General features: G+C 70.9%; 21 protein-coding genes. 5 read left to right on the top strand and 16 right to left on the bottom strand.

Annotation, left to right across the window (positions count from 1 at the left end):
* Nucleotides 1–9 precede the first annotated feature (9 nt).
* Nucleotides 10–1,149: an MFS transporter gene (locus tag OG738_RS13025; protein ID WP_329053931.1), complete on the bottom strand. Its 1,140-nt coding sequence runs from the start codon at nucleotides 1,147–1,149 to the stop codon at nucleotides 10–12.
* A 61-nt stretch (nucleotides 1,150–1,210) separates the two neighbouring features.
* Here OG738_RS13025 and OG738_RS13020 point away from each other — a divergent pair, with 61 nt between their 5' ends.
* The 3 genes from OG738_RS13020 to OG738_RS13010 are packed head-to-tail and all read left to right on the top strand — an operon-like array spanning nucleotide 1,211 to nucleotide 3,592.
* Nucleotides 1,211–2,149: an ArsR/SmtB family transcription factor gene (locus tag OG738_RS13020; protein WP_329053929.1), complete on the top strand. Its 939-nt coding sequence runs from the start codon at nucleotides 1,211–1,213 to the stop codon at nucleotides 2,147–2,149.
* Nucleotides 2,150–2,152: 3 nt separating this feature from the next.
* Nucleotides 2,153–2,923 (top strand): tyrosine-protein phosphatase, encoded by a 771-nt coding sequence (locus tag OG738_RS13015; RefSeq protein ID WP_329053927.1) that lies wholly within the window; start codon nucleotides 2,153–2,155, stop codon nucleotides 2,921–2,923.
* A 33-nt stretch (nucleotides 2,924–2,956) separates the two neighbouring features.
* Nucleotides 2,957–3,592 (top strand): MBL fold metallo-hydrolase, encoded by a 636-nt coding sequence (locus OG738_RS13010; protein WP_329053925.1) that lies wholly within the window; start codon nucleotides 2,957–2,959, stop codon nucleotides 3,590–3,592.
* 17 nt (nucleotides 3,593–3,609) lie between these two features.
* On the opposite strand, the gene OG738_RS13005 is transcribed toward OG738_RS13010, so the two are convergent.
* On the bottom strand, nucleotides 3,610–4,563 hold the full coding sequence (locus OG738_RS13005) for an SDR family NAD(P)-dependent oxidoreductase (protein ID WP_329053924.1): 954 nt from the start codon (nucleotides 4,561–4,563) through the stop codon (nucleotides 3,610–3,612).
* Nucleotides 4,564–4,652: 89 nt separating this feature from the next.
* On the opposite strand from OG738_RS13005, the gene OG738_RS13000 reads away from it, so the two are divergent.
* Nucleotides 4,653–5,258 carry a TetR/AcrR family transcriptional regulator gene (locus OG738_RS13000; protein WP_329053922.1) on the top strand — a complete coding sequence of 202 codons (606 nt, stop codon included), beginning with the start codon at nucleotides 4,653–4,655 and terminating at the stop codon, nucleotides 5,256–5,258.
* Nucleotides 5,259–5,397: 139 nt separating this feature from the next.
* On the opposite strand, the gene OG738_RS12995 is transcribed toward OG738_RS13000, so the two are convergent.
* The 3 genes from OG738_RS12995 to OG738_RS12985 form a co-directional block, all read right to left on the bottom strand.
* On the bottom strand, nucleotides 5,398–6,099 hold the full coding sequence (locus OG738_RS12995) for a DUF2334 domain-containing protein (RefSeq protein WP_329053920.1): 702 nt from the start codon (nucleotides 6,097–6,099) through the stop codon (nucleotides 5,398–5,400).
* A gap of 74 nt (nucleotides 6,100–6,173) precedes the next feature.
* A complete protein-coding gene (locus OG738_RS12990; RefSeq protein WP_329053918.1) occupies nucleotides 6,174–6,638 on the bottom strand; it encodes an NADPH-dependent FMN reductase in 465 nt (154 codons plus the stop codon).
* On the bottom strand, nucleotides 6,559–7,563 hold the full coding sequence (locus OG738_RS12985) for a phosphoribosylaminoimidazolesuccinocarboxamide synthase (RefSeq protein ID WP_329053916.1): 1,005 nt from the start codon (nucleotides 7,561–7,563) through the stop codon (nucleotides 6,559–6,561). Before OG738_RS12985 ends, OG738_RS12990 begins: the two co-directional genes overlap by 80 nt.
* A 47-nt stretch (nucleotides 7,564–7,610) precedes the next feature.
* Here OG738_RS12985 and OG738_RS12980 point away from each other — a divergent pair, with 47 nt between their 5' ends.
* Complete coding sequence (locus tag OG738_RS12980) at nucleotides 7,611–8,417, top strand: SAM hydrolase/SAM-dependent halogenase family protein (RefSeq protein WP_329053914.1); 807 nt, start codon at nucleotides 7,611–7,613, stop codon at nucleotides 8,415–8,417.
* Here OG738_RS12980 and OG738_RS12975 read toward each other — a convergent pair.
* The 11 genes from OG738_RS12975 to OG738_RS12925 all read right to left on the bottom strand — a co-directional run bounded on the left by OG738_RS12975 (nucleotide 8,300) and on the right by OG738_RS12925 (nucleotide 18,589).
* Nucleotides 8,300–9,181 (bottom strand): MOSC domain-containing protein, encoded by an 882-nt coding sequence (locus OG738_RS12975; RefSeq protein WP_329053912.1) that lies wholly within the window; start codon nucleotides 9,179–9,181, stop codon nucleotides 8,300–8,302. The genes OG738_RS12980 and OG738_RS12975 overlap by 118 nt on opposite strands.
* A gap of 237 nt (nucleotides 9,182–9,418) precedes the next feature.
* Nucleotides 9,419–10,159, bottom strand: coding sequence for an amino acid ABC transporter ATP-binding protein (locus OG738_RS12970; protein WP_329053910.1), 741 nt, complete (start codon nucleotides 10,157–10,159; stop codon nucleotides 9,419–9,421).
* Nucleotides 10,156–10,917, bottom strand: a complete 762-nt coding sequence (locus tag OG738_RS12965) for an amino acid ABC transporter permease (RefSeq protein WP_329053909.1) — start codon at nucleotides 10,915–10,917, stop codon at nucleotides 10,156–10,158. Before OG738_RS12965 ends, OG738_RS12970 begins: the two co-directional genes overlap by 4 nt.
* Before the next feature lie 61 nt (nucleotides 10,918–10,978).
* Nucleotides 10,979–11,755, bottom strand: a complete 777-nt coding sequence (locus tag OG738_RS12960) for an ABC transporter substrate-binding protein (RefSeq protein ID WP_329053908.1) — start codon at nucleotides 11,753–11,755, stop codon at nucleotides 10,979–10,981.
* A gap of 7 nt (nucleotides 11,756–11,762) precedes the next feature.
* Nucleotides 11,763–12,530: an ABC transporter substrate-binding protein gene (locus tag OG738_RS12955; protein WP_329053906.1), complete on the bottom strand. Its 768-nt coding sequence runs from the start codon at nucleotides 12,528–12,530 to the stop codon at nucleotides 11,763–11,765.
* 1 nt (nucleotide 12,531) lies between these two features.
* Nucleotides 12,532–13,350: a substrate-binding periplasmic protein gene (locus OG738_RS12950; protein WP_329053905.1), complete on the bottom strand. Its 819-nt coding sequence runs from the start codon at nucleotides 13,348–13,350 to the stop codon at nucleotides 12,532–12,534.
* A gap of 114 nt (nucleotides 13,351–13,464) precedes the next feature.
* Nucleotides 13,465–14,895, bottom strand: a complete 1,431-nt coding sequence (gene purB, locus OG738_RS12945; protein ID WP_329053903.1) for an adenylosuccinate lyase — start codon at nucleotides 14,893–14,895, stop codon at nucleotides 13,465–13,467.
* 22 nt (nucleotides 14,896–14,917) lie between these two features.
* Nucleotides 14,918–16,255, bottom strand: a complete 1,338-nt coding sequence (locus OG738_RS12940; RefSeq protein WP_329053901.1) for an N-acetylmuramoyl-L-alanine amidase — start codon at nucleotides 16,253–16,255, stop codon at nucleotides 14,918–14,920.
* The gene (locus tag OG738_RS12935) at nucleotides 16,255–16,695 is read right to left on the bottom strand and encodes a hypothetical protein (RefSeq protein WP_329053899.1); all 441 of its coding nucleotides are present in this window, start codon (nucleotides 16,693–16,695) and stop codon (nucleotides 16,255–16,257) included. Before OG738_RS12935 ends, OG738_RS12940 begins: the two co-directional genes overlap by 1 nt.
* Before the next feature lie 52 nt (nucleotides 16,696–16,747).
* The gene (dgoD, locus tag OG738_RS12930; RefSeq protein ID WP_329053898.1) at nucleotides 16,748–17,893 is read right to left on the bottom strand and encodes a galactonate dehydratase; all 1,146 of its coding nucleotides are present in this window, start codon (nucleotides 17,891–17,893) and stop codon (nucleotides 16,748–16,750) included.
* A 12-nt stretch (nucleotides 17,894–17,905) separates the two neighbouring features.
* Nucleotides 17,906–18,589, bottom strand: a complete 684-nt coding sequence (locus tag OG738_RS12925) for an SDR family NAD(P)-dependent oxidoreductase (RefSeq protein WP_329053897.1) — start codon at nucleotides 18,587–18,589, stop codon at nucleotides 17,906–17,908.
* Between the last annotated feature and the right edge of the window lie 7 nt (nucleotides 18,590–18,596).

Here is an 18,596-nt window from a genome sequence, read left to right as displayed (position 1 = left end):
CAGCCCAGGTTACGACGTTACTGACATCGTGCCAATAGCTCTCGCGGGCTTCGCCACCAGCATTGCACCCGCGATCGCCGCGGCAAAGACACCGAACAACGGTGCGAGCCACAACGGCAGCACGCCGACGGCCAGCGAGCCGAGCCCGAACCCGCCCGCCTGCACGGTGAAGCTCAGCGAGAACCCCGCTGACCTGCGGTTCTTCGGTAGCAGTCGCTGCAGGTTGACCGAGGTCGCGGCCACCAGTGGTCCCGTGCACGCGCCGATCACGGCCACCGACCCGAGCAGCCCGGCCCAGCCGAGGTCGGCGGCGAGCGCGAGCCCGCCCACGACGAAGCCGGCGAGGAACAGCCGCGGGTCGCCGGTCTTGCCGCGCCACGCGTAGAGCGCGCTGCCCGCGATGCTCGCCCCGCTCAGCACCGCGATCACGACCGGCGCTGTCGTCTCCGGCGCGCCGAGCCGTTGGACCAGCGGGAGCGGCGCGACCTCGATCGTCGACAGCAGCAACCCGACGGTGAACGCGCAGCACAGCCACGGCAGGTAGCTGACGAGCCGCGCGGGCGGGACGTCGTCGCCGGATTCCACCCGTTCGCGCTCACCCGTGCGGCGGGGAACGAGCGCGGCGGCCGCGACGCAGGCGACGGCCATCGCGGCGAGCGGGACGAACGTGCCGGCCAAGTCGAGCAGCGCGACCAGCGCCGGGCCGCCGATGAGCACGCCTTCGAGGATCATCGCGTCGACGGAGATCGCACGGGGCAGCAGCTCGTCGTCGACGGTCTCCGCGAGCAGTGTCCGGAAGCCGCCGGACAGCGCCCCGCCCGCGATGCCGGGTAGCACGACCATCGCGACCAAGACCGGCGCGGGTGCGTCGGCGGCCAAGGCGACGGCAACGAACCCGGCCGCGGTCAGGAGCAGCAACGTCGGTAGTCCGCGGGCGGGGCCGACCCGGTCGAGCAGCCGCCCGACCGGCACCGCGCACACCATCTCGGCGGCGACGTAGACCGACATCAGCACGCCGCCGAGCCGGTAGGAGCCGGTCGTCGCGGTGGTCAGCAGGGTGAACGCGAGCGGCGCCATGGTCGCCGGGAGCCGGGCGAACTGGACGCCCGTCGACCAGCGCCAGTAGGCGCGATGGGTGAACAACGACATGCTCACACGCTCGTTCGGGGCTTGCTTGAGGCACACTGATTCGGGTGCGGGCGAATCTCCGATGATCGAGCTGGTCCTGACTGCGGCCGGCGCGCAGCGCGTCCGGTTCGCGATCTCGCCGCTGGAGGAGGTGCTGGGCGCCGTCCGGACGCTGCTCGGCGTCCGCGGGCACCCGGCCACCTTGCCGTGGACGTCCGGCGCGCCCGCGCTCGACGTGCCCGAGCTGGCGGCGGTCCTGGGCGCGCGCCACTACATCACCGAGTTCCTGAGCCCACCACCCGACGGCCCGGAGACGACGGCTTCGGCCCAGCTGCGGGCGGTGCGGGCGACACCACCTTCGCAGGTGGCGTTGGAACTGGGGATGGTCGACGCCGACCTGTCGCTGCTGCCGGCCGACCCGGCGGCCGCGCGCGACCTGCTGGCCGACCAGCTCGAGACGGTGTGGACCGCGTTGCTGGCGCCGGAGTGGCCTCGCCTGCGTGAGCTGCTGGCGGCGGACATCGCGTTCCGGACGCGGCAGCTGGGTTCGGGCGGGATCGCGTCGATGCTGGCCGGGCTGCACCCACACGTGCGCCTGTCGGACACGTCGGTCCTCGTCGACGTCCACGCGCGTGAGCGGCTGGAGATCGATTCGCGCGGGTTGCTGCTGATCCCGGCGGTGTTCGCGTGGCCGGACGTCGGCGTGGTGACGGTGCCGCCGTGGCAGGTCTCGCTGCTCTACCCGGCCCGGGGCGTGGGTTCGCTGTGGACGTCCGCCACGGCACCGCCGGAACCCCTGGTCGAGGTCCTCGGCCGCACGCGGGCACTGCTGCTGGCCACCCTCGACCGTCCCGCGGCGACGACGGAACTGGCCCGCCGCCACGACTTGGCGCCGGCGACGGTTTCCGCGCACCTCACGGCGTTGCGCGGGGCGGGGTTGCTGGCGTCGGAACGTCGTGGGCACCGGGTGCTGTACCGGCGGACCGAGCTGGGCGACGCGTTGCTCACCGGCAAACTCTGACTCATGGACAGAGCAGTGGCGTGGGAAGGCTTCCACAACACCAGGGATCTCGGCGGCCTGCCGACCGGAGCGGGACGTACGACTCGTCACGGTGCCTACCTCCGAGCTGCGGACCTCCGGTTCGTCACCGACGCGGGCTGGGCCCAAGCGCGGGAGTCGGGCGTCCGGACGGTCATCGACCTGCGCAACGCCGACGAGATCCGGCCGACGAGGGATGCTCCGACGGCGCTGGCGGGCTCGGCGCGGTTCGCCGTCGCGGCCCGGGTGACCACGCCGACCGGCATCGACCGCGTCGAAGTTCCCCTCGACGACATCGGCGACATCGAGTTCTGGCGGCACGTCAACCGCGAGCGGCTGAACGGCACCCCGCTCTACTACCGCCTCTTCCTCGAGCGCAAAGCCGAGCGTTGCGCCGCCGTCATCGAAGCGATCGCCAGGTCCGCCCCGGGTGGCGTCCTGTTCCACTGCGGCGCCGGGCGGGACCGGACCGGTCTGGTCGCGCTCCTGCTGCTTGCGCTGGCGGGCGCCGCTCCGGACGCCATCGCCGCGGACTACGACCTGTCCACCGAGGCCGTGAAACCGCTGTTCGCCGAACTGGACACCGAAGACCAAGGCCCGGTCATCGCCGCTCTCCTCGCGGAGCGAGGCACGACGACCGCGGCGGCCATCCGGGCCACGCTCGACGGATTCGACGTCGAGCAGTATCTCCTCGGGGCGGGGGTCGGCCGCGAGCACCTCGACGACATCCGGCACCGGCTGACGAACCGGGACTAGGCTGGAATCGACCACCTGCGAAGGAGAACATCGATGCGTATCGTCCATTTCGGACACGCCTGCCTGTTGCTGGAGACCGGCTCCGAGCGGATCCTGATCGACCCCGGCGCGTTCTCCACCGGGTTCGAGGGCGAGCGGGAACTGTCCGCCGTACTGGTGACGCACCAGCACTTCGACCACCTGGACGTCGACCGGCTGCCGAAGGTCCTCGAAGGCAACCCGGACGCCAAGCTGATCGTCGATCCCGGCTCGGCTCCCGAGATCGAAAAGCTGGGCCTGCCGTTCGACGTCGCCAATGTGGGTGACGCGTTCGCCGTCGGGGACACCTCGATCAAGGCCGTCGGCGGGGAGCACGCCGTCATCCACGCGGACCTCCCGGTGATCCCGAACATCGGCTACGTCTTCGACGACGGCGCGTTCTTCCACCCCGGCGACTCGTTCTTCGTGCCGGAGCAGAAGATCGACGTGCTCGGCCTGCCGACGGGCGCGCCCTGGCTAAAGGCCGGCGAAGCGGTCGACTACCTGCGGGCCGTGGCGCCGCGGGTCGCCGTGCCGATCCACGAAGCCGTGCTGGCGAACCCGGCCTTGCACTACGGCCTGTTCGGCAACCTCGCGCCGGAAGGCACCGAGGTCAAGGTGCTCGACCGGGCCGAGCCCGCGAAGTTCTAGGCCGCCGGGCGTGCCGGTCACGACACCGGCGACGGACCGACCGGCACACCGCACAACGCTGCCGCTACCCGCCACAGCTCCTCCTCCCGCTCCTCGTCGTACGACTCATCCGAAGACGGCACGACCCGGCCGCGGTCGAGGTACGCCCCGGACTCGGCCGGCCGGGGTGCCGTCATGGCCGCGGCCAGCTTCACTCCCGCGGTCTGCGGGCTCGACGCGATCGGCGTCGCCCACAACAGCGGAAGCAGGCGTTGGAAGCCGAAGCGCTGGATCGCGCTCGCGTCGCGGGCGAGTCCGGTGCCAGGGACCAGCCCTGGGGTGTAGGCGTAGACGTCGACCTCGGGAAGCCGCCTCGCAAACGCGTGCACCAGGTACTGCACGCCGAGCTTGCTCGTCGAGTAGGCCCGGCGTCCCGCGGTCACTGTTTCGGCTTCGGGGCCGCTGCCCGGCCTGGCCAGGCTTCGCGGATCGGTCCACCGGGGCGCCGGAACGAGGCCGAGGTTGTGCCGGACGTCGCCGAAGTGCGACTCGCTGCCGGTGACCACCACGCGCGCGCCCGGCTCGAACCGGTCGGCGAGCATCCGGAGCAGCAAGTAGTTCGCCAGGACGTTGATCCCGAACGTCGCTTCGAAGCCGTCCGCCGTCGCCTTGGTAGCCGACGCCATCTGCGCGCCCGCATTGGCCAGTAACCCCGCCAGCGGCGGGATCTCCCCCTCGTCGAGCATCTTCCGCACGGCTTCCGCGGCCGCCCGCACCTCCGCCAGGGAACCGAGGTCGCCCGACACCGCCCGGACGTTCGCGTTCCCCGTGTGCGCGGCCAGTTCCCGCGCGAGCCGGTACCCCGCCTCTTCTTCCCGCACGACGACGAGCAGCAGCTGGTCCGGCCGGTCCCGCAGCAGCCGTTCCGCCGCGGCGCGGCCGAGACCTCGGCTCGCCCCGGTCATGAGCAAGGTCTTCGTCGGTTCGGTCATGGTGTCGCCCTTCATCCGATCAGGTACTCGATTCGATCTGGTACTCAGTACCGTAGCGGACTCGATACCGGTTCCGCTACTGTGTAGCCATGGGACAACGCCCCTCGCTGCGGGAACGGAAGCAGAAACAAGCTCGCGAGCAGATCGTGGAGGCCGCCTTCGAGTTGTTCGCGGAGCGTGGCTTCACCGAGGTCACGGTCACGGACATCGCCGAGCGCGCGGAGGTGGGGCGTACGACGTTCTTCCGGTATTTCGGCGACAAGCAGGAGGTGGTGTTCTCAGACGAGCAGCAGCTGCTGGATCACCTGGCGGAGCGGCAGCGGGCGTTGCCGGGCGAGGCGCCCCAGAACCTTCCGGCAGCACTGGAGCAGGTCCGCGCCCTGGTGCTGGAGGTGTGCGCGGAGGCGACGGCGGATGCCGCGCACTACGAAATGCACCAGCGCCTGCTGGAGCAGAACCCGGAGCTCAAGGACCGCAGCGCGCGGAAGCTGCAACGGTTCGCGGAGCTGGGCGAAGCGATCCTGCTGGAGCGCGGTACGCCCCGGGAGGTCGCGGTGCTGGCGGCGCAGATCGCCGTGGCCTGTTACCAGGCGGGCAGCAGGCTGGCCGGTGCCGACGCCCCGGCACTCGCCCCGGCGGTCGACGTGGCCTTCGGACGACTCGACGTGCTCCTCGATCCGAACCCGGCGCACTGATCGGCACGGGCTCAATCCCCTTGAGGGACGATGTTTGACAACTCCAGAGTGAAGCTGTGTCCAGCGCGTCGTTCAGGCCGTGGCAGTGCGGCTTGTCCGGCCGTCGTGGCTGATGAGATAGCTCCGGTTGATCACCGGGCTAGCCGGAATAAGCCTCGGCCCGCAGCGAGCCGTAGGTGGCGCCGTACGCGCGGTTCTCCAGCGCCACGTCGACGGCGTCGAGGAGGGCCTGGCGGAGGCCGGGGCGGGTGAGGTCCGTGGCGTCCACCCCCAGCCGGACCAGCCCGCCCCGGCGGGCCGCGCGGGCCGCCGCCAGTACCAGTGTGAAGCAGCGCACCGTTTCCGTGCGGTGCGACTGGCTCGTGAACTCCTGGACGCGCGCCCGGCGGACCTCGCCCGTGACGAGGTCGCGGACCGCGCCGAGGTCCGCGCACAGGCGGAACCCGTGCTCCGCCAGCGCCTGCAGCGTGCCCTGGGAAGCGATCCAGCGCGGCGGCGCGAAGCCGTCGACCGTCAGGCCGGCGTTGTCCAGCGCGGCCTTCGCCGCGATCAGCCGGAGCCGTGCCTCGTGGGCCGGCAGCGTCGCGAACTCCGCCTTCTTGCCCAGGTACACCGTGCGGTGCGTGGGCGTGACGGTGTGGTCGTACCCGTGCAGCAGCACGGAATCGCCGGTCCGGGCGCGCGTGCGCACCCACTCCGTCACCGGGCCTCCGCCGGTGCGAGCGGCGTACAGCACCGACAGCGGCACCCGGCGGCGGTCGAGCTCGGCCGCGAGGTCGGCGCACCGGTGCAGCGTGCGCGGGGTGATTCCCGACAGCGAAACCAGCAAGCGAGCGTCCACGCCACCATTGGGACGCACGCGTCTGACGTCGCCGTGAACTGCGCAGAACGGGCGAGCGACCGTTGCCGGAAGGGTCAGACGCCCTCACGCAGGCGCTGCACCGCCACCGCGATCCGCCCTCGCAGGTCGGGGTCGGCGACCTGGCCGTCGGCGACGTCCACCCGGGAGACCGGGATCCGCGCACACGCTTCGTCGACGATCTTCGCGCCCGCGTACGTCAGCACCTTGCGCAGCGAGTCGTGCGCGTCTCGGCCACCCGTGGGCGCCGCCACCGAGGACGCGTTGATCCACGCCACCGGCTTGCCGTAGATCTCGCCACCGCCGACCGTCCAGTCCAGGAGGTTCTTGAACGAGCCCGGCAGGCCACCCGCGTACTCCGGCGTGCAGATCAGGATCGCGTCCGCCTCCTTGATCGACGCCCGCAGCGACGCGACGGCCGGGTGCAGCGGGTCGCGGTCGTCATCCGGGTTGAAGTGCGGCAGGTCGCCGAGGCCGGTGTACGTCTTGCTCGCGGTGAGGGTCGCGACGGTCCCCAGCACCGCCGCGTTGCCCGAGCCTGCCCGCAGGCTTCCGCAGATCAGCAGGATCACGCGGCCAGTCTGCCAGGGAAAGCCCGGTGACGCGGCGATATGCCTCGAGGTACCGGTCGCGCGTGGCGGTCACCACCTCGGGCGGCAACGGCGGCAACGCGGACACGCAGTCCCAGCCGGAGGCGGGGCCGACCAGCCAATCGCGCACGTGCTGCTTGTCGAACGACGGCCGCGGCCGCCCGGGCCGGTGCCCGTCGGCGAGCCAGTAGCGGGCCGAGTCCGGGGTCAGCAGCTCGTCGGCGAGCACGAGCTCGCCGTTGGGCCGGGTGCCGAACTCGAACTTCGTATCGGCCAGCAGCAGACCCTGCTCCGCCGCCCGGGCGGCGCCCCGGCGGTACAGCTCCAGGGATGCCTCGCGGACCTTTTCGGCGAGCGTGCGGCCGAGGATGTCCGCGAACGTGTCGAAGTCGATGTTCTCGTCGGGTTCCCCGGGACGGGCCTTGGTGGACGGGGTGAAGATCGGCTCGGGCAGCCGCGCCGACTCGGCCAGGCCGGGCGGCAGCGCGATCCCGCACACCGAGCCCGACTTGCGGTACTCCGCGTACCCGCGGCCGGCGAGGTGACCGCGGACGACGGCCTCCACCGGCAGCATCGTGAGCCGTTCGACCAGCAGGGCCCGGCCGCGGAAGGCCTCCGGGATGCGGGGGCCGTCGCAGGCCACCAGGTGGTTGGGGAGGACGTCGGCCAGCTCGCGGAACCAGAACACGCTCATCGCGGTGAGCACCCGGCCCTTGTCCGGGACGGCGGTGGGGAACACGTGCTCGAAGGCGGAAATGCGGTCGGAGGCGACGAGCAGCAGCTGGTCGTCGCCCACGGCATACAGGTCACGGACCTTGCCGGCGGCGAGCCTCCGGCGTGTGGGGAGGGGTGTCACGCGCTGAACCCTAACGGGCACCCTCCGCCACCATGGATGATGCTGGCATGGCGTACGACTGGATCTCGGTGACCACCGACTACGGCCTGCGCGACGGCTTCGTGGCGGCCTGCCACGGCGTGATCGCGCGGCTGGCGCCCGCCGTGCGGGTGATCGACGTGACGCACGAGGTGCCGCCCCAGGACGTCCGGCACGGGGCCATGGCGCTGGCCCAGACCGTGCTGTTCCTGCCGGAGGCGGTGCACGTCGCCGTCGTCGACCCGGGTGTCGGCACCGCCCGGCTAGGGGTGGTCGTCGTCGCCGAGGGCGGGCTGCTGGTGGGGCCGGACAACGGCCTCCTGCTGCCGGCCGCGCACGCGCTCGGCGGGGTCCTCGCGGCGTACGAGCTGGCGGAGCCGTCGCTGCGGCTGCCGGTGACGTCGGCGACGTTCCACGGCCGGGACGTCTTCGCACCCGCGGGGGCGCACCTGGCGCTGGGTGTCGCGCCGTCGGACTTCGGCCCTCCGGTGGACGACCTGGTCGAGCTGCCGGAGCCGTTCGTGGCGGCGTTCCCCGGGAAGCTGGTGTCGGAGGTGCTGACGGTGGACCACTTCGGCAACGTCCAGCTCGCAGCGACACCGGCGGACCTGGAGCTGTCCGGGTTGTCCGGCGCGGTCTCGGTCCACAGCGAGCGCATCGCGGTGACCACTGAGATCGGGCGCACGTTCGCCGACGTGCCCGCCGGTGCGAGCGTGCTCTACACCGACTCCGCCGGACGGCTCGCGGTCGCGGTCAACGGCGGTTCCGCCGCCGCCGTGCTCGGGCTGGGGCCGGCCCAGGAGTGCACGATCACCTCGTCGCCGACCGCCACCTGACCCGGGCGCACCACCGCGGCCTTCATCCCGAAGATCACACCGCCGTCCGGGTGCCGGCGGTAGCTCGCGAGCGTGCGGATCGGCTCGGGGCCGGCCTTCCGGCCCGTCTCCTGGTCGACCATCGGGACCGTGCAGCGCACGCACTGCTTGGCGTAGCCGAACTTCGCGGTGCCCGCGGTCATCACGCGGACCTCGTCCTCGGTGTGCGGCTCGGCCCAGCCCGAGATGATCACGTTGGGCCGGAAGCGATCCATCGGCACCGGCTCGCCACCTCGGGACGCGATCCGCTCGTTCAACGCGTCCAAAGAGGACTCACCGGCGACGAGCAGCGCGTGCCCGTCGGCGAAGGCGGCGGTTCCCGGAATCTCGCCACTGGTGACGCGCTCGTGGTCCGGCGCGACGCCGATCAGGACGGACGGCAGGCTGAGCAGCTCCGAGAACCACTCCGCGGCTTCGTCGCCCTGGTGGATGCCGGTGCCGTGCCAGGAGAACGTCGAGCCGGGGTGGCGCGGGCCGTCGCGCCGGATGTCGAGCTCCAAGTCGTCGAAACCCGGCGCCGACAGCGCGAGCCGGTCACCGCGGACCTCCGGCCGGACCGAGGCCAGTACCGGGTAGCGGCGCTGGCTGCGAAAGTCGCCGTCCGGCGCGACGACCTGGAAGACCCGGTCGTGCGCCAGCCCGGCGGGCCCGACCTCGGCGGCCGGCACCGAAGTCCCGGCACAGCCCTTGATCGGATAGTACGTCAGCCGCGCGATCCTCGCCATGTCCGCAGGCTACCGGGCACCAGCCGCCGGATCGTCCGGTTTCGGACGGACGGCGGCGGGCCGGGCTCGCGGCTGCCCACGGGCCGGAATCCATCACCGCACCACTGGTGGGGCCGAGCGAGCTGATTGGCGTCCGGGTCCGGAGGGTGGGGCATCTCGTTGTGCGATGGTCGTTGTGCGATGGTCGTTGTGCGCGATGGTCGTTGTATACGGCACCGTCTCCGTCGAGCGGGTCCGCTAGAGCACCTGGGACAGGAATCGCTGCAGGCGCGGGCTTTGTGGTGCGTCGAAGAGCTGGGCCGGCGGCCCTTGCTCCACGATGCGGCCCGCGTCCATGAACGCGACCTCGTCCGCCACGCTGCGCGCGAAGCCCATCTCGTGCGTCACCACGATCAAGGTCAACCCGCGCGAAGCCAAGCCGGCCATGAGGTCCAGCACGCCCTTGACCAGCTCCGGGTCGAGTGCGCTGGTGGCCTCGTCGAAGAGCATCACCTCGGGCTCCATGGCCAGCGCCCTGGCGATCGCGACGCGCTGTTGCTGGCCGCCCGAGAGGGCGCTCGGGCGGTACGGGGCCTTCTCCGCGAGGCCGACGTCTGCCAGGCGGGCGCGGGCGATCGCCGCCGCCTCCTCCTTGCTCAGCTTCTTCACGCTGCGCAGCGGCAGCACGATGTTGTCCAGCACGCTCCGGTGGCCGAAGAGGTTGAAGTGCTGGAACACCATGCCGACGCGCTGGCGCAGGGCGTCCGGGTCCGCCTTGATCACGGACTCGCCGTCGAGCAGCAGGTCGCCGGAATCGGGCTCCTGCAGGCGGTTCACGCACCTCAGCAACGTCGACTTGCCGGAGCCGGACGGCCCGATCACGCACGTCGTCGTGCCGCTCTCGACGTGGAGATCCACCCCGCGGAGGACCTCCAGCGTGCCGAAGCTGACGTGGATGTCGCGCAGTTCCACGCTGGACGAGCGCACCGCCGTGGTCACGAGCGCACCTTTCCACTGGACACCAGGTCCAGCTCACCGTCGTCGGGCTCGTCGGCGCGCACCTTGCGGCCGGTCCGGAGTTTCTTGTCGATGTAGTTGACCAGATGCGTCAGCGGCACCGTGATCACCAGGAAGAACACTCCGGCGGCGACCAGCGGCGACAGGTTGCCGGTGTTGGCCGCGAGGTCCTGGCCGATCCGGAACAGCTCGCGCTGCCCGGACAGCAGGCCGAGCACGTACACGAGGCTGGAGTCCTTGACCAGCGCGATGAACTGGTTCACCAGCGCGGGCAGCACTCGCCGGACGCCCTGCGGGATGATCACCAGCAGCATCGACTTCGTGTAGCTCATCCCGAGCGCGCGGCTGGCCTCGAGCTGTCCCTTGTCGACACTCTGGATACCGGCCCGGAAGATCTCGCCGATGTAGGCCGCGGCGATCAGGGACAGCGCCAGGATGCCCATCGGGTACGGGTTCGTGCCGACGACGTCCCGCGCGAGCGTGCCGAGGCCCTGGCCGATCAGGAGGATCGTCAGGATGGCCGGCAGGCCACGGAAGATGTCGGTGTAGACCCGCGCGGGCCAACGCAGCCACCACTTCGTGGACAGGCCCAGCACAGCCAGCAGCATGCCCAGCACGGTGCCGATCAGCGCCGACGACACCGACAGGATGAGCGTGTTCAGCAATCCGGTCTTCAGCAGGTCCGGCAGGACCTGCGAGATGTAGTCCCAGTCGAGGAACGTGTTGACGAAGTCACCCACCCGTCACCCACCCCCCACCCGCAACGGAAGCGCTTGGCGCTACTGATTCGTTCACAGTGGACTACTGCCCCGCCTTGAACTCCGCCGGCACCGGCGCGGTGGGCTCGAACTGGTCGTGCACCTTGACCCACGTGCCGTCCGCGATGACCTTCTTGAGGCCGTCGTTGATCTTGTTGATCAGGTCCGTGTTGCCCTTCTTGAACGCGAACCCGTGCGGGATGGTCGTGGTGATCGCCTTGGTCACCTTGAGCTTCGCGTCGGCGTTGTTCTTCGCGTAGTCCTCGGCGGTGGCCTGGTCGAACACCGCGCCGTCGATCGCGCCGGTCTTGAGGGCGTTGAGGGCGGCCGCGTCATTGGGGAAGCGGACGGCCTGCGCGGTCGGCGCGTTCGAGCCGAGCCAGGTGTCGGACACGGTGCCCTGGACGACGCCGATCCGCTTGCCCGCCAAGGAGTTCTCGTCGGTGATGCCGGCCGTCTCCTTGGCCTCGATGCCGAGCGACTGGTAGTTGTACGGCGCGGAGAAGTCGACGGTCTTCTTGCGGGCCTCGGTCTGGGAGATCGCCGAGCTGCCGATGTCGAACGTGCCGTTCGCGACCTGGCCGAGCAACGCCGAGAACTCCGTCGCTGCGAACTCCAGCTTCAGGCCTTCCTTGGCCGCGATGGCCTTCAGCAGCTCGTTGTCGAACCCGGTGTAGTTGCCGTTCTCCTGGTAGGCGTTCGGCTTCGAGTCGCTCAGCGTGCCGACGCGCAGGGTGCCCGACCCGCTGTCCGAGCCACCGCACGCCGTGAGCGCGGCCAGCAACGTCGCGGTGAGCGCCGTGACCAGTGTCTTCTTCATGCTTCTCCTAACCCTGGAACCCGGCCGGCACCGGAGCGGTCGGCAGGAACTGCTGGTGCAGCTTAAGCCAGGTCCCGTCGGAGATCACCTGCTCGAGCCCGTCGTTGATCTTGCCGAGCAGCTCGGCGTTGCCTTTCTTCACCGCGAAGCCGTGCGGCACGTCGGTGACGAAGCTCTTCACGACGACGAGCTTGGCGTCCGGGTCGTCGGTGACGTTCTTCTCGGCGATGCTCTGGTCCAGGATGTACGCGTCGACGGCGCCGCTCTTCAACGCGGTCAGCGCGGCGGCGTAGTCCGGGAACCGCACGGCCTGGGCGGTGGGCACCGTTCCGGTCAGCCAGTGGTCGCCGACGGTCGCCTGGATGACGGCGACGCGCTTGCCCGCCAGGCCTCGCTCGTCGGTGACGGGCGTGCCCTGCTTGGCCTGGATGCTCATGGTTTCGAAGTCGTACGCCGCCGAGAAGTCGACCGTCTTCTTGCGCTCGTCGGTTTGCGCGATCGCCGAGCTGGCGATGTCGTAGCGGCCCGAGGCGACCTGGCCGAGCAACGCGGAGAAGTCGGTCGCGGCGAACTCCAGCTTCAGGTTCTGCTTGGCCGCGATGGCCTTCAGCAGCTCGTTGTCGAAGCCGGTGTAGTCGCCGTCCTTGAGGAAGACGTTCGGCGGCGCGTCGCTGAGGGTGCCGACGCGCAGCGTCGAGGAAGCACTGTCGGAGCCTCCGCCGCACGCGGTGAGTGTCAGGGCGGCGGCCAGCACGGTGACGATCAGCTTCTTCATGTCACGCAGCCACGTTCTTGACGGGCAGGCCGGGCCCACCCTGCTGGAGTTCCTTCGCCAACGGCGTCGTCTTGTAGAACTGGCCGTAGATGCGGGCGACCGAGCCGTCCGCGATCGCCTTGGCGAGGCCGTCGTTCAGCTTCTTCAGCAGGTCGGGGTTGGTCTTCGCGACGGCGAAGGCCGACGGCGTGTCCTTGTCCTCGACGGTGTAGCCGAGCTCCAGCGGGACCGTGGGGTTCTGGTCCAGGTACTTCTGGCCGATGTCCTGCGGCACGACCCAGCCGTCGAGCGTGCCGTTCTTCAGCTGCGCGAAGCCGGCGTTGTAGTCCGGGAAGCGGACGACCTGCGCGCCGGCGGTCTTGCCCGCGAACTCGTCCTGCACCGAACCCTGGACGACGCCGAGCCGCTTGCCCGCGAACGCCGCCGGGGCCTTGAGGTTCGCGCCCTTCGCGGTCACGATCGTGGTGAAGCCGGTGTTGTAGCCGTTGGAGAACGAGACGGTCTTCTTGCGCGCCTCGGTACTGGAGATCGTCGAGCTGCCGATGTCGAACTTGCCGGTCGCGACGCCGGCCAGCAGGCTCGAGAACTCGGTGCCGACGAACTCGACCTGGAAGCCCTCACGCTGGGCGATGTCGCGCAGCAGCTCGTTGTCGTAGCCGGTGAAGCGGCCGTTCTCCAGGTAGATCGAGGGCGGGGCGTCGCTGAGGGTCCCGACGCGCAGGGTGGTCGACCCCGCGTCGGAACCACCGCAGGCGGCCAGGGTCAGCGTCAGCGCGCCCGCGGTGAGGACGGCGGCGATTGTGGACAGCGTGGATCTCATCGCTTCTTCCATGGTGAGGACTAGCGCTTCGCAGCGCTCCGTGGTCAGCGATCGAGACTAGGGATTTCGCCCGTTCGAGTGGATTCGTTCCAGTCCGTGGACGAGTGCGTCAGCTCACAGGATCGGCTGGGGCGCGTAGCCCGAAGCATCCGGGAACCGCTCGAGGACCCGCGAGACGCGCTCGGCCACCTGCTCCACCTGACGGCCGGCCGTGCCGGTGAAGGAAATCCGGTCGGCGAGCAGCTTGTCCAGCTCGCCACGGTCGAGGGGGATGCGCTCGTCGGCGGCGAGCCGGTCGAGCAGGTCGTTCTCGGCGAGACCGCGCTCACGCATCTCCAGCGCGACGGCGACGGCGTTCTCCTTGATGGCTTCGTGGGCCGTCTCACGTCCGACACCCGCGCGGACCGCCGCCATGAGCACCTTCGTCGTGGTGAGGAACGGCAGGTAGCGATCAAGCTCACGCTCGATCACCGCCGGGAAGGCGCCGAACTCGGCCAGGACCGTGAGGAACGTCTCCAGCAGGCCGTCGAGCGCGAAGAACGCGTCCGGCAGCGCGACGCGGCGGACGACGGAGTCCGAGACGTCGCCCTCGTTCCACTGGTCGCCGGCCAGCTCGCCGATCATCGACAGGTAGCCGCGCAGCACGACGGCCAGGCCGTTGACGCGCTCGCACGAGCGGGTGTTCATCTTGTGCGGCATGGCGGACGAGCCGACCTGGCCGGGCTTGAAGCCCTCGGTGACCAGCTCGTGGCCGGCCATCAGCCGGATCGTCTTGGCCAGGCTGGACGGCGCCGCGGCGAGCTGGACCACAGTGGACAGCACGTCGAAGTCGAGCGAGCGCGGGTAGACCTGGCCGACGCTGACGAACCGCTCCCGGAACCCGAGGTGCTGCATCACGCGGTCCTCGAGCTGGTCCAAAGTGGACTCGTCGCCGAGCAGGTCGAGCATGTCCTGCGCGGTGCCGACCGGGCCCTTGATGCCGCGCAGCGGGTAGCGCTCGATGAGGTTGTCGAGCCGGGCGAAGGCGACGAGCAGCTCGTCGGCCGCCGTCGCGAACCGCTTGCCGAGGGTGGTGGCCTGCGCGGCGACGTTGTGCGAACGCCCGGCCATGACGGTGTCGGCGTGCTCGACGGCGAGGGCGGCCAGCCGTGCCAGTACCGCGGCGACGCGGGTGCGCACGAGCTCCAGCGAGCGGAGCAGCTGCAGCTGCTCGACGTTCTCGGTGAGGTCGCGCGAGGTCATGCCCTTGTGGATGTGCTCCTGCCCGGCGAGCTCGCTGAACTCCTCGATGCGCGCCTTGACGTCGTGCCGGGTGACGCGCTCGCGGGCGGCGATCGAATCCAGCCGCACGTCGTCCAGCACTCGCTCGTAGTCCTCGACGACGCCGTCGGGCACCTCGACGCCGAGGTCCTTCTGCGCCTTGAGGACGGCGATCCAGAGCTGCCGCTCCAGGACGACCTTCTGCTCCGGCGACCAGAGCGAGACCAGCTCCGCCGAGGCGTAGCGGGCGGCGAGCACGTTCGGAATGCGGGGCTTGTCCGTCACGCCCTCACGATACCTGCGCAGGTCAGCAGGGTTGCACGTCGGACGCCTTCACGTAGACCACCCGGTGGTTGTAGGAGAGCTGGAGGTACATCGCCGCGCCGGTGACCAGCGTGTGGTTGGCCGGCACGCCCGCCGGGTCGAAGCGCGCGTAGTAGTTCTCCGCCCGGAACTCGCCGGTCACGACGTAGCTCTGGCCCGCGGGCAGCGTCCACGGGATGGCGCCGACCGTCCAGATCGGGTCGAACGGGATTTCGGCCGGGTATTCGGACTGCTCGGGGAACGCGCGCCCGTACAGCGGCACCGAAGTGGCCGCGGTCACGCGCTGGGCGCGAGCCGGCACGGTCGCGCGGTGGCCGGGGTTCTCGAACCACGCCTGCTGCCCGCCGTACCAGATCGCCGTCCAGTCGCCTTGCTCACCGGCGAGCACGTACGACCGGCCCGCGACCGCCTTGTCGCTCCAGTCGTCGATCGCTGTCGTGCCGGCCGTGCCGTCCGGGTGCACGACGCGGTCGGTGATCAGCGGGGACGCCGCGTCCGGCGCGGTGTGCAGGTAGACGAAGTTCGCGCCGTGCGCCGGCAGCGTCGTGCAGGGAGCGCTCGCGCAGTCGGTCAGCTCCGGCTGGTTGGTCGCGAAGTCGGGGCGGATCGTGACGACCTGGCTGTCCGCGGGACCGGTCGCCTTGGTCGGCGCGCCGAGCAGGTCCATGTAGTGGTTCCAGTCCCAGTAGGGGCCCGGATCCCAGTGCGCGGCCGCGAAGTTCGTCGTGCGCTCGCGGGAGATGTCCTCGTGGCCGAGGATGTGCCGGCGGTCCAGCGGGATGTGGTACTTCGCCGCCAGGTACTTCACGAGCTCCGCGGACGCGCGGTACATCTGCTCGGTGTACCAGGTGCCGCCCTGCGTCGCGATGCCTTCGTGCTCGATGCCGATCGAGTGCTCGTTCATCGTCCAGTTGCCCGCGTGCCAGGCGACGTCCTTCGTCGGCACCATCTGCGTCACCTGGCCGTCGGACGAGCGGATCACGTAGTGCGCGCTCGAACCGCTGGACGGCTTCTGGAAGGTGGCGATGGCCTGGTCGTACGGGCCGGCCGTGCTGCTCGGCAGGCTCTCGGTGTCGTGGATGACGATGTACTTGATCTGCTGGCCGTCGTCCGGCCGGTTCGCGGGGTCGTAGTTGCCGTAGTTGTTGGGGTTGCTGTGGTCCGTGCTCGACCAGTCGTAGGCCGCGGGCACGAACCGGCAGTCGAGATCGGCAGGACATTCCGGGGCCGGAGTGTCCTGCGCGCTCGCGGTGACGGGGACCGCGAACGGGATCACCAGCGCGAACGCGACGGCGACCAGGCTTCTGACGGTGGAGGTCATCAGGCATCTTTGCAGAGATTCCCCACCGTGGCACGGATGTTCAGGTTCGTGAACGCACCGGGCTCGAGCGCGGTCAGCGGGCCGAGCACCTCCAGCTCGACGATCCGCGCCGGCGGGTCCAGGTCGCCCAGCTCCGCGAGTGGTGCCGGCAGCGGGTGCTCCAGCCAGATCTCCAGCGGCGAGCCCTCGTCCGGGTACTCGCCCGCGGGGTCGACGTCGAACGCGAGGGTCAGCGGCCCGTACGTCACCCAGCCCGCAGTCCCCGGCACGCCGAGCTTGCCGACGACGTCCTGCGGCGGGACGACCAGGCGATCACCGTCCACTGTGTACTCCAGCGTGCCGGTTCCGGCCACCAGCGCGACGACGTCGGGCCGCCGGAGGCCCGCGACGACCGAGCCGCCGCCGGGGAGCTGGGTGACGTTCCACAGTGCCCAGCGCACCGGCCGTGAGCTGGTGTTCTCCGCGGACAGCCGCAGCTGCGGTCGAGCCAGGTCACCATTCGGCGAGACCGCCGTCGTCGTGGCGCCACACCGGCGAGCGCCAGGTGTGACCGACCTCGTCGGCACGCCGGACCGCCGCTTCGTCGACCTCGATGCCGAGCCCGGGCCCGAGCGGGCGGGCCGCGTAGCCGTCCTGGAAGGCGAAGACCGACGGGTCCGTGAGGTACGCGTGCTCGCGGCCCTCGTGGTAGTGCATGCCGACGCTCTGTTCCTGGATCAGGAAGTTCGGCGTCGCGAAGGCCACCTGCAGGGACGCGGCCAGGGAGATCGGGCCGAGCGGGCAGTGCGGCGCGAGCGACGCGCCGTACAGCTCGGCCAGCGCGCCGATCCGCCGCAGCTCGGAGATGCCACCGGCGTGCGACGGGTCCGGCTGGACCACCGCGACGCCCGCGTCGAGCACCGGCTTGAACTCCCAGCGCGAATAGAGCCGCTCGCCGACCGCGACCGGCACGGTGGACGCCTCGACGATCGAGCGCAGCGCCTCACCCTGCGTCTCCGGCAGCACGGGTTCCTCGACGAACATCGGCTGGACGTCTTCCAGCAGCTTGACGAGCCGCCGCGCCATCGCGGGCGAGACGCGGCCGTGGAAGTCGATCGCGAGGTCGCGGTGCGGGCCGAGCACCTCCCGCGCTTCCCACGCACGCGCCACCGCGGCGGCCGCCTCGGCGGGCGACGCGATCGCGGCCAACGGGCCGGCGACGTTCATCTTCACCGCCGTGAAACCCGCCTCGACCTGCGCGGACACGGCCTCGCGGATGCCGGACGGCCGATCGCCGCCTACCCAGCTGTAGACCCGGACGCGGTCGCGCACCGGGCCGCCGAGCAGCTCGTGCACCGGCGCGTCGCGGACCTTCCCGGCGATGTCCCACAGCGCGTGGTCGAACCCGGCCAGCGCGCTCGAAAGCACGGGGCCGCCGCGGTAGAACCCGCCGCGGCGCAGCACCTGCCAGTGGTCCTCGATGCGCAGCGGGTCCTGACCGATCAGCAGCTCGGACATCTCGTGCACGGCGGCGCGCACGGTCTCCGCGCGGCCCTCGACCACGGGCTCGCCCCAGCCGCTGACGCCCTCGTCCGTGCTGACCTTGAGGAACAGCCAGCGCGGCGCGACCAGAAACGTTTCAACCCCGGTGATCTTCACAGTGTCCCCCCTCTACGCGGAATCCTTGGCGGCGGACCAGCCGCCGTCGACGGTCAACTCGGCTCCGGTGACGAACGACGCGGCGTCCGAGAGCAGGAACGCGATCACGTTCGCGACTTCGTCCGGCCGCCCGAGCCGGCCGGCGGGGGTCGCCCGGGCGCTGCGTTCGCGGTCCTCCGGCGAGATGCGGTTCCAGGCCTCGGTGCGCACCGGCCCCGGCAGCACCGAATTGACCCGGACGTCCGGGGCGTATTCGACGGCGAGCTGCCGGGCCAGCGCGACCAGCGCGCCCTTGCTCGCGGCGTACGCGGGGTGGCCCGGCAGCCCGAAGTGCGCGTGCACCGACGAGACCAGCACGACCGCCCCCGCCCGGGCCCGCAGCGACGGCAGGCAGGCCTTCAGCGCCAGGTACGTGCCGGTCAGGTTGACGTCGAGCTGGCGTTCCCACTCGGCGCGGTCGATCTCGTGCAGCGGCCCGGTGCTCGGCACGTAGGCGTTGCTGACCAGGGCGTCCACCTCGCCGATGGCCGCCCAGGTCGTCTCGTCGCTGACCGAGCCCCGGACCGGCGTGACGCCCTCGGGGAGTTCGGCGATGTCCACGCCCAGCACGCGGTAGCCGTCGTCGAGCAGCTTCCGGGCCGTGGCCAGCCCGATCCCGGACGCCGCTCCGGTCACCACCGCCGTACGCGTGGACATCGCCTTC

The organism is Amycolatopsis sp. NBC_01488 (assembly GCF_036227105.1).
GTDB lineage: Bacteria > Actinomycetota > Actinomycetes > Mycobacteriales > Pseudonocardiaceae > Amycolatopsis.
This window is presented reverse-complemented; position numbering and strand designations above follow the sequence as displayed.

Excerpts from the sequence above, each read along its gene's own strand:
- OG738_RS13020 (WP_329053929.1), top strand. The coding sequence starts at position 1,211 with ATGATCGAGCTGGTCCTGACTGCGGCCGGCGCGCAGCGCGTCCGGTTC.
- OG738_RS13000 (WP_329053922.1), top strand. The coding sequence starts at position 4,653 with ATGGGACAACGCCCCTCGCTGCGGGAACGGAAGCAGAAACAAGCTCGC.
- OG738_RS13005 (WP_329053924.1), bottom strand. The coding sequence starts at position 4,563 with ATGACCGAACCGACGAAGACCTTGCTCATGACCGGGGCGAGCCGAGGT.
- OG738_RS13010 (WP_329053925.1), top strand. The coding sequence starts at position 2,957 with ATGCGTATCGTCCATTTCGGACACGCCTGCCTGTTGCTGGAGACCGGC.
- OG738_RS13025 (WP_329053931.1), bottom strand. The coding sequence starts at position 1,149 with ATGTCGTTGTTCACCCATCGCGCCTACTGGCGCTGGTCGACGGGCGTC.
- OG738_RS12925 (WP_329053897.1), bottom strand. The coding sequence starts at position 18,589 with ATGTCCACGCGTACGGCGGTGGTGACCGGAGCGGCGTCCGGGATCGGG.
- OG738_RS12940 (WP_329053901.1), bottom strand. The coding sequence starts at position 16,255 with ATGACCTCCACCGTCAGAAGCCTGGTCGCCGTCGCGTTCGCGCTGGTG.
- OG738_RS12960 (WP_329053908.1), bottom strand. The coding sequence starts at position 11,755 with ATGAAGAAGACACTGGTCACGGCGCTCACCGCGACGTTGCTGGCCGCG.
- OG738_RS12955 (WP_329053906.1), bottom strand. The coding sequence starts at position 12,530 with ATGAAGAAGCTGATCGTCACCGTGCTGGCCGCCGCCCTGACACTCACC.
- OG738_RS12975 (WP_329053912.1), bottom strand. The coding sequence starts at position 9,181 with ATGGCGAGGATCGCGCGGCTGACGTACTATCCGATCAAGGGCTGTGCC.
- OG738_RS12950 (WP_329053905.1), bottom strand. The coding sequence starts at position 13,350 with ATGAGATCCACGCTGTCCACAATCGCCGCCGTCCTCACCGCGGGCGCG.
- OG738_RS13015 (WP_329053927.1), top strand. The coding sequence starts at position 2,153 with ATGGACAGAGCAGTGGCGTGGGAAGGCTTCCACAACACCAGGGATCTC.
- OG738_RS12980 (WP_329053914.1), top strand. The coding sequence starts at position 7,611 with ATGGCGTACGACTGGATCTCGGTGACCACCGACTACGGCCTGCGCGAC.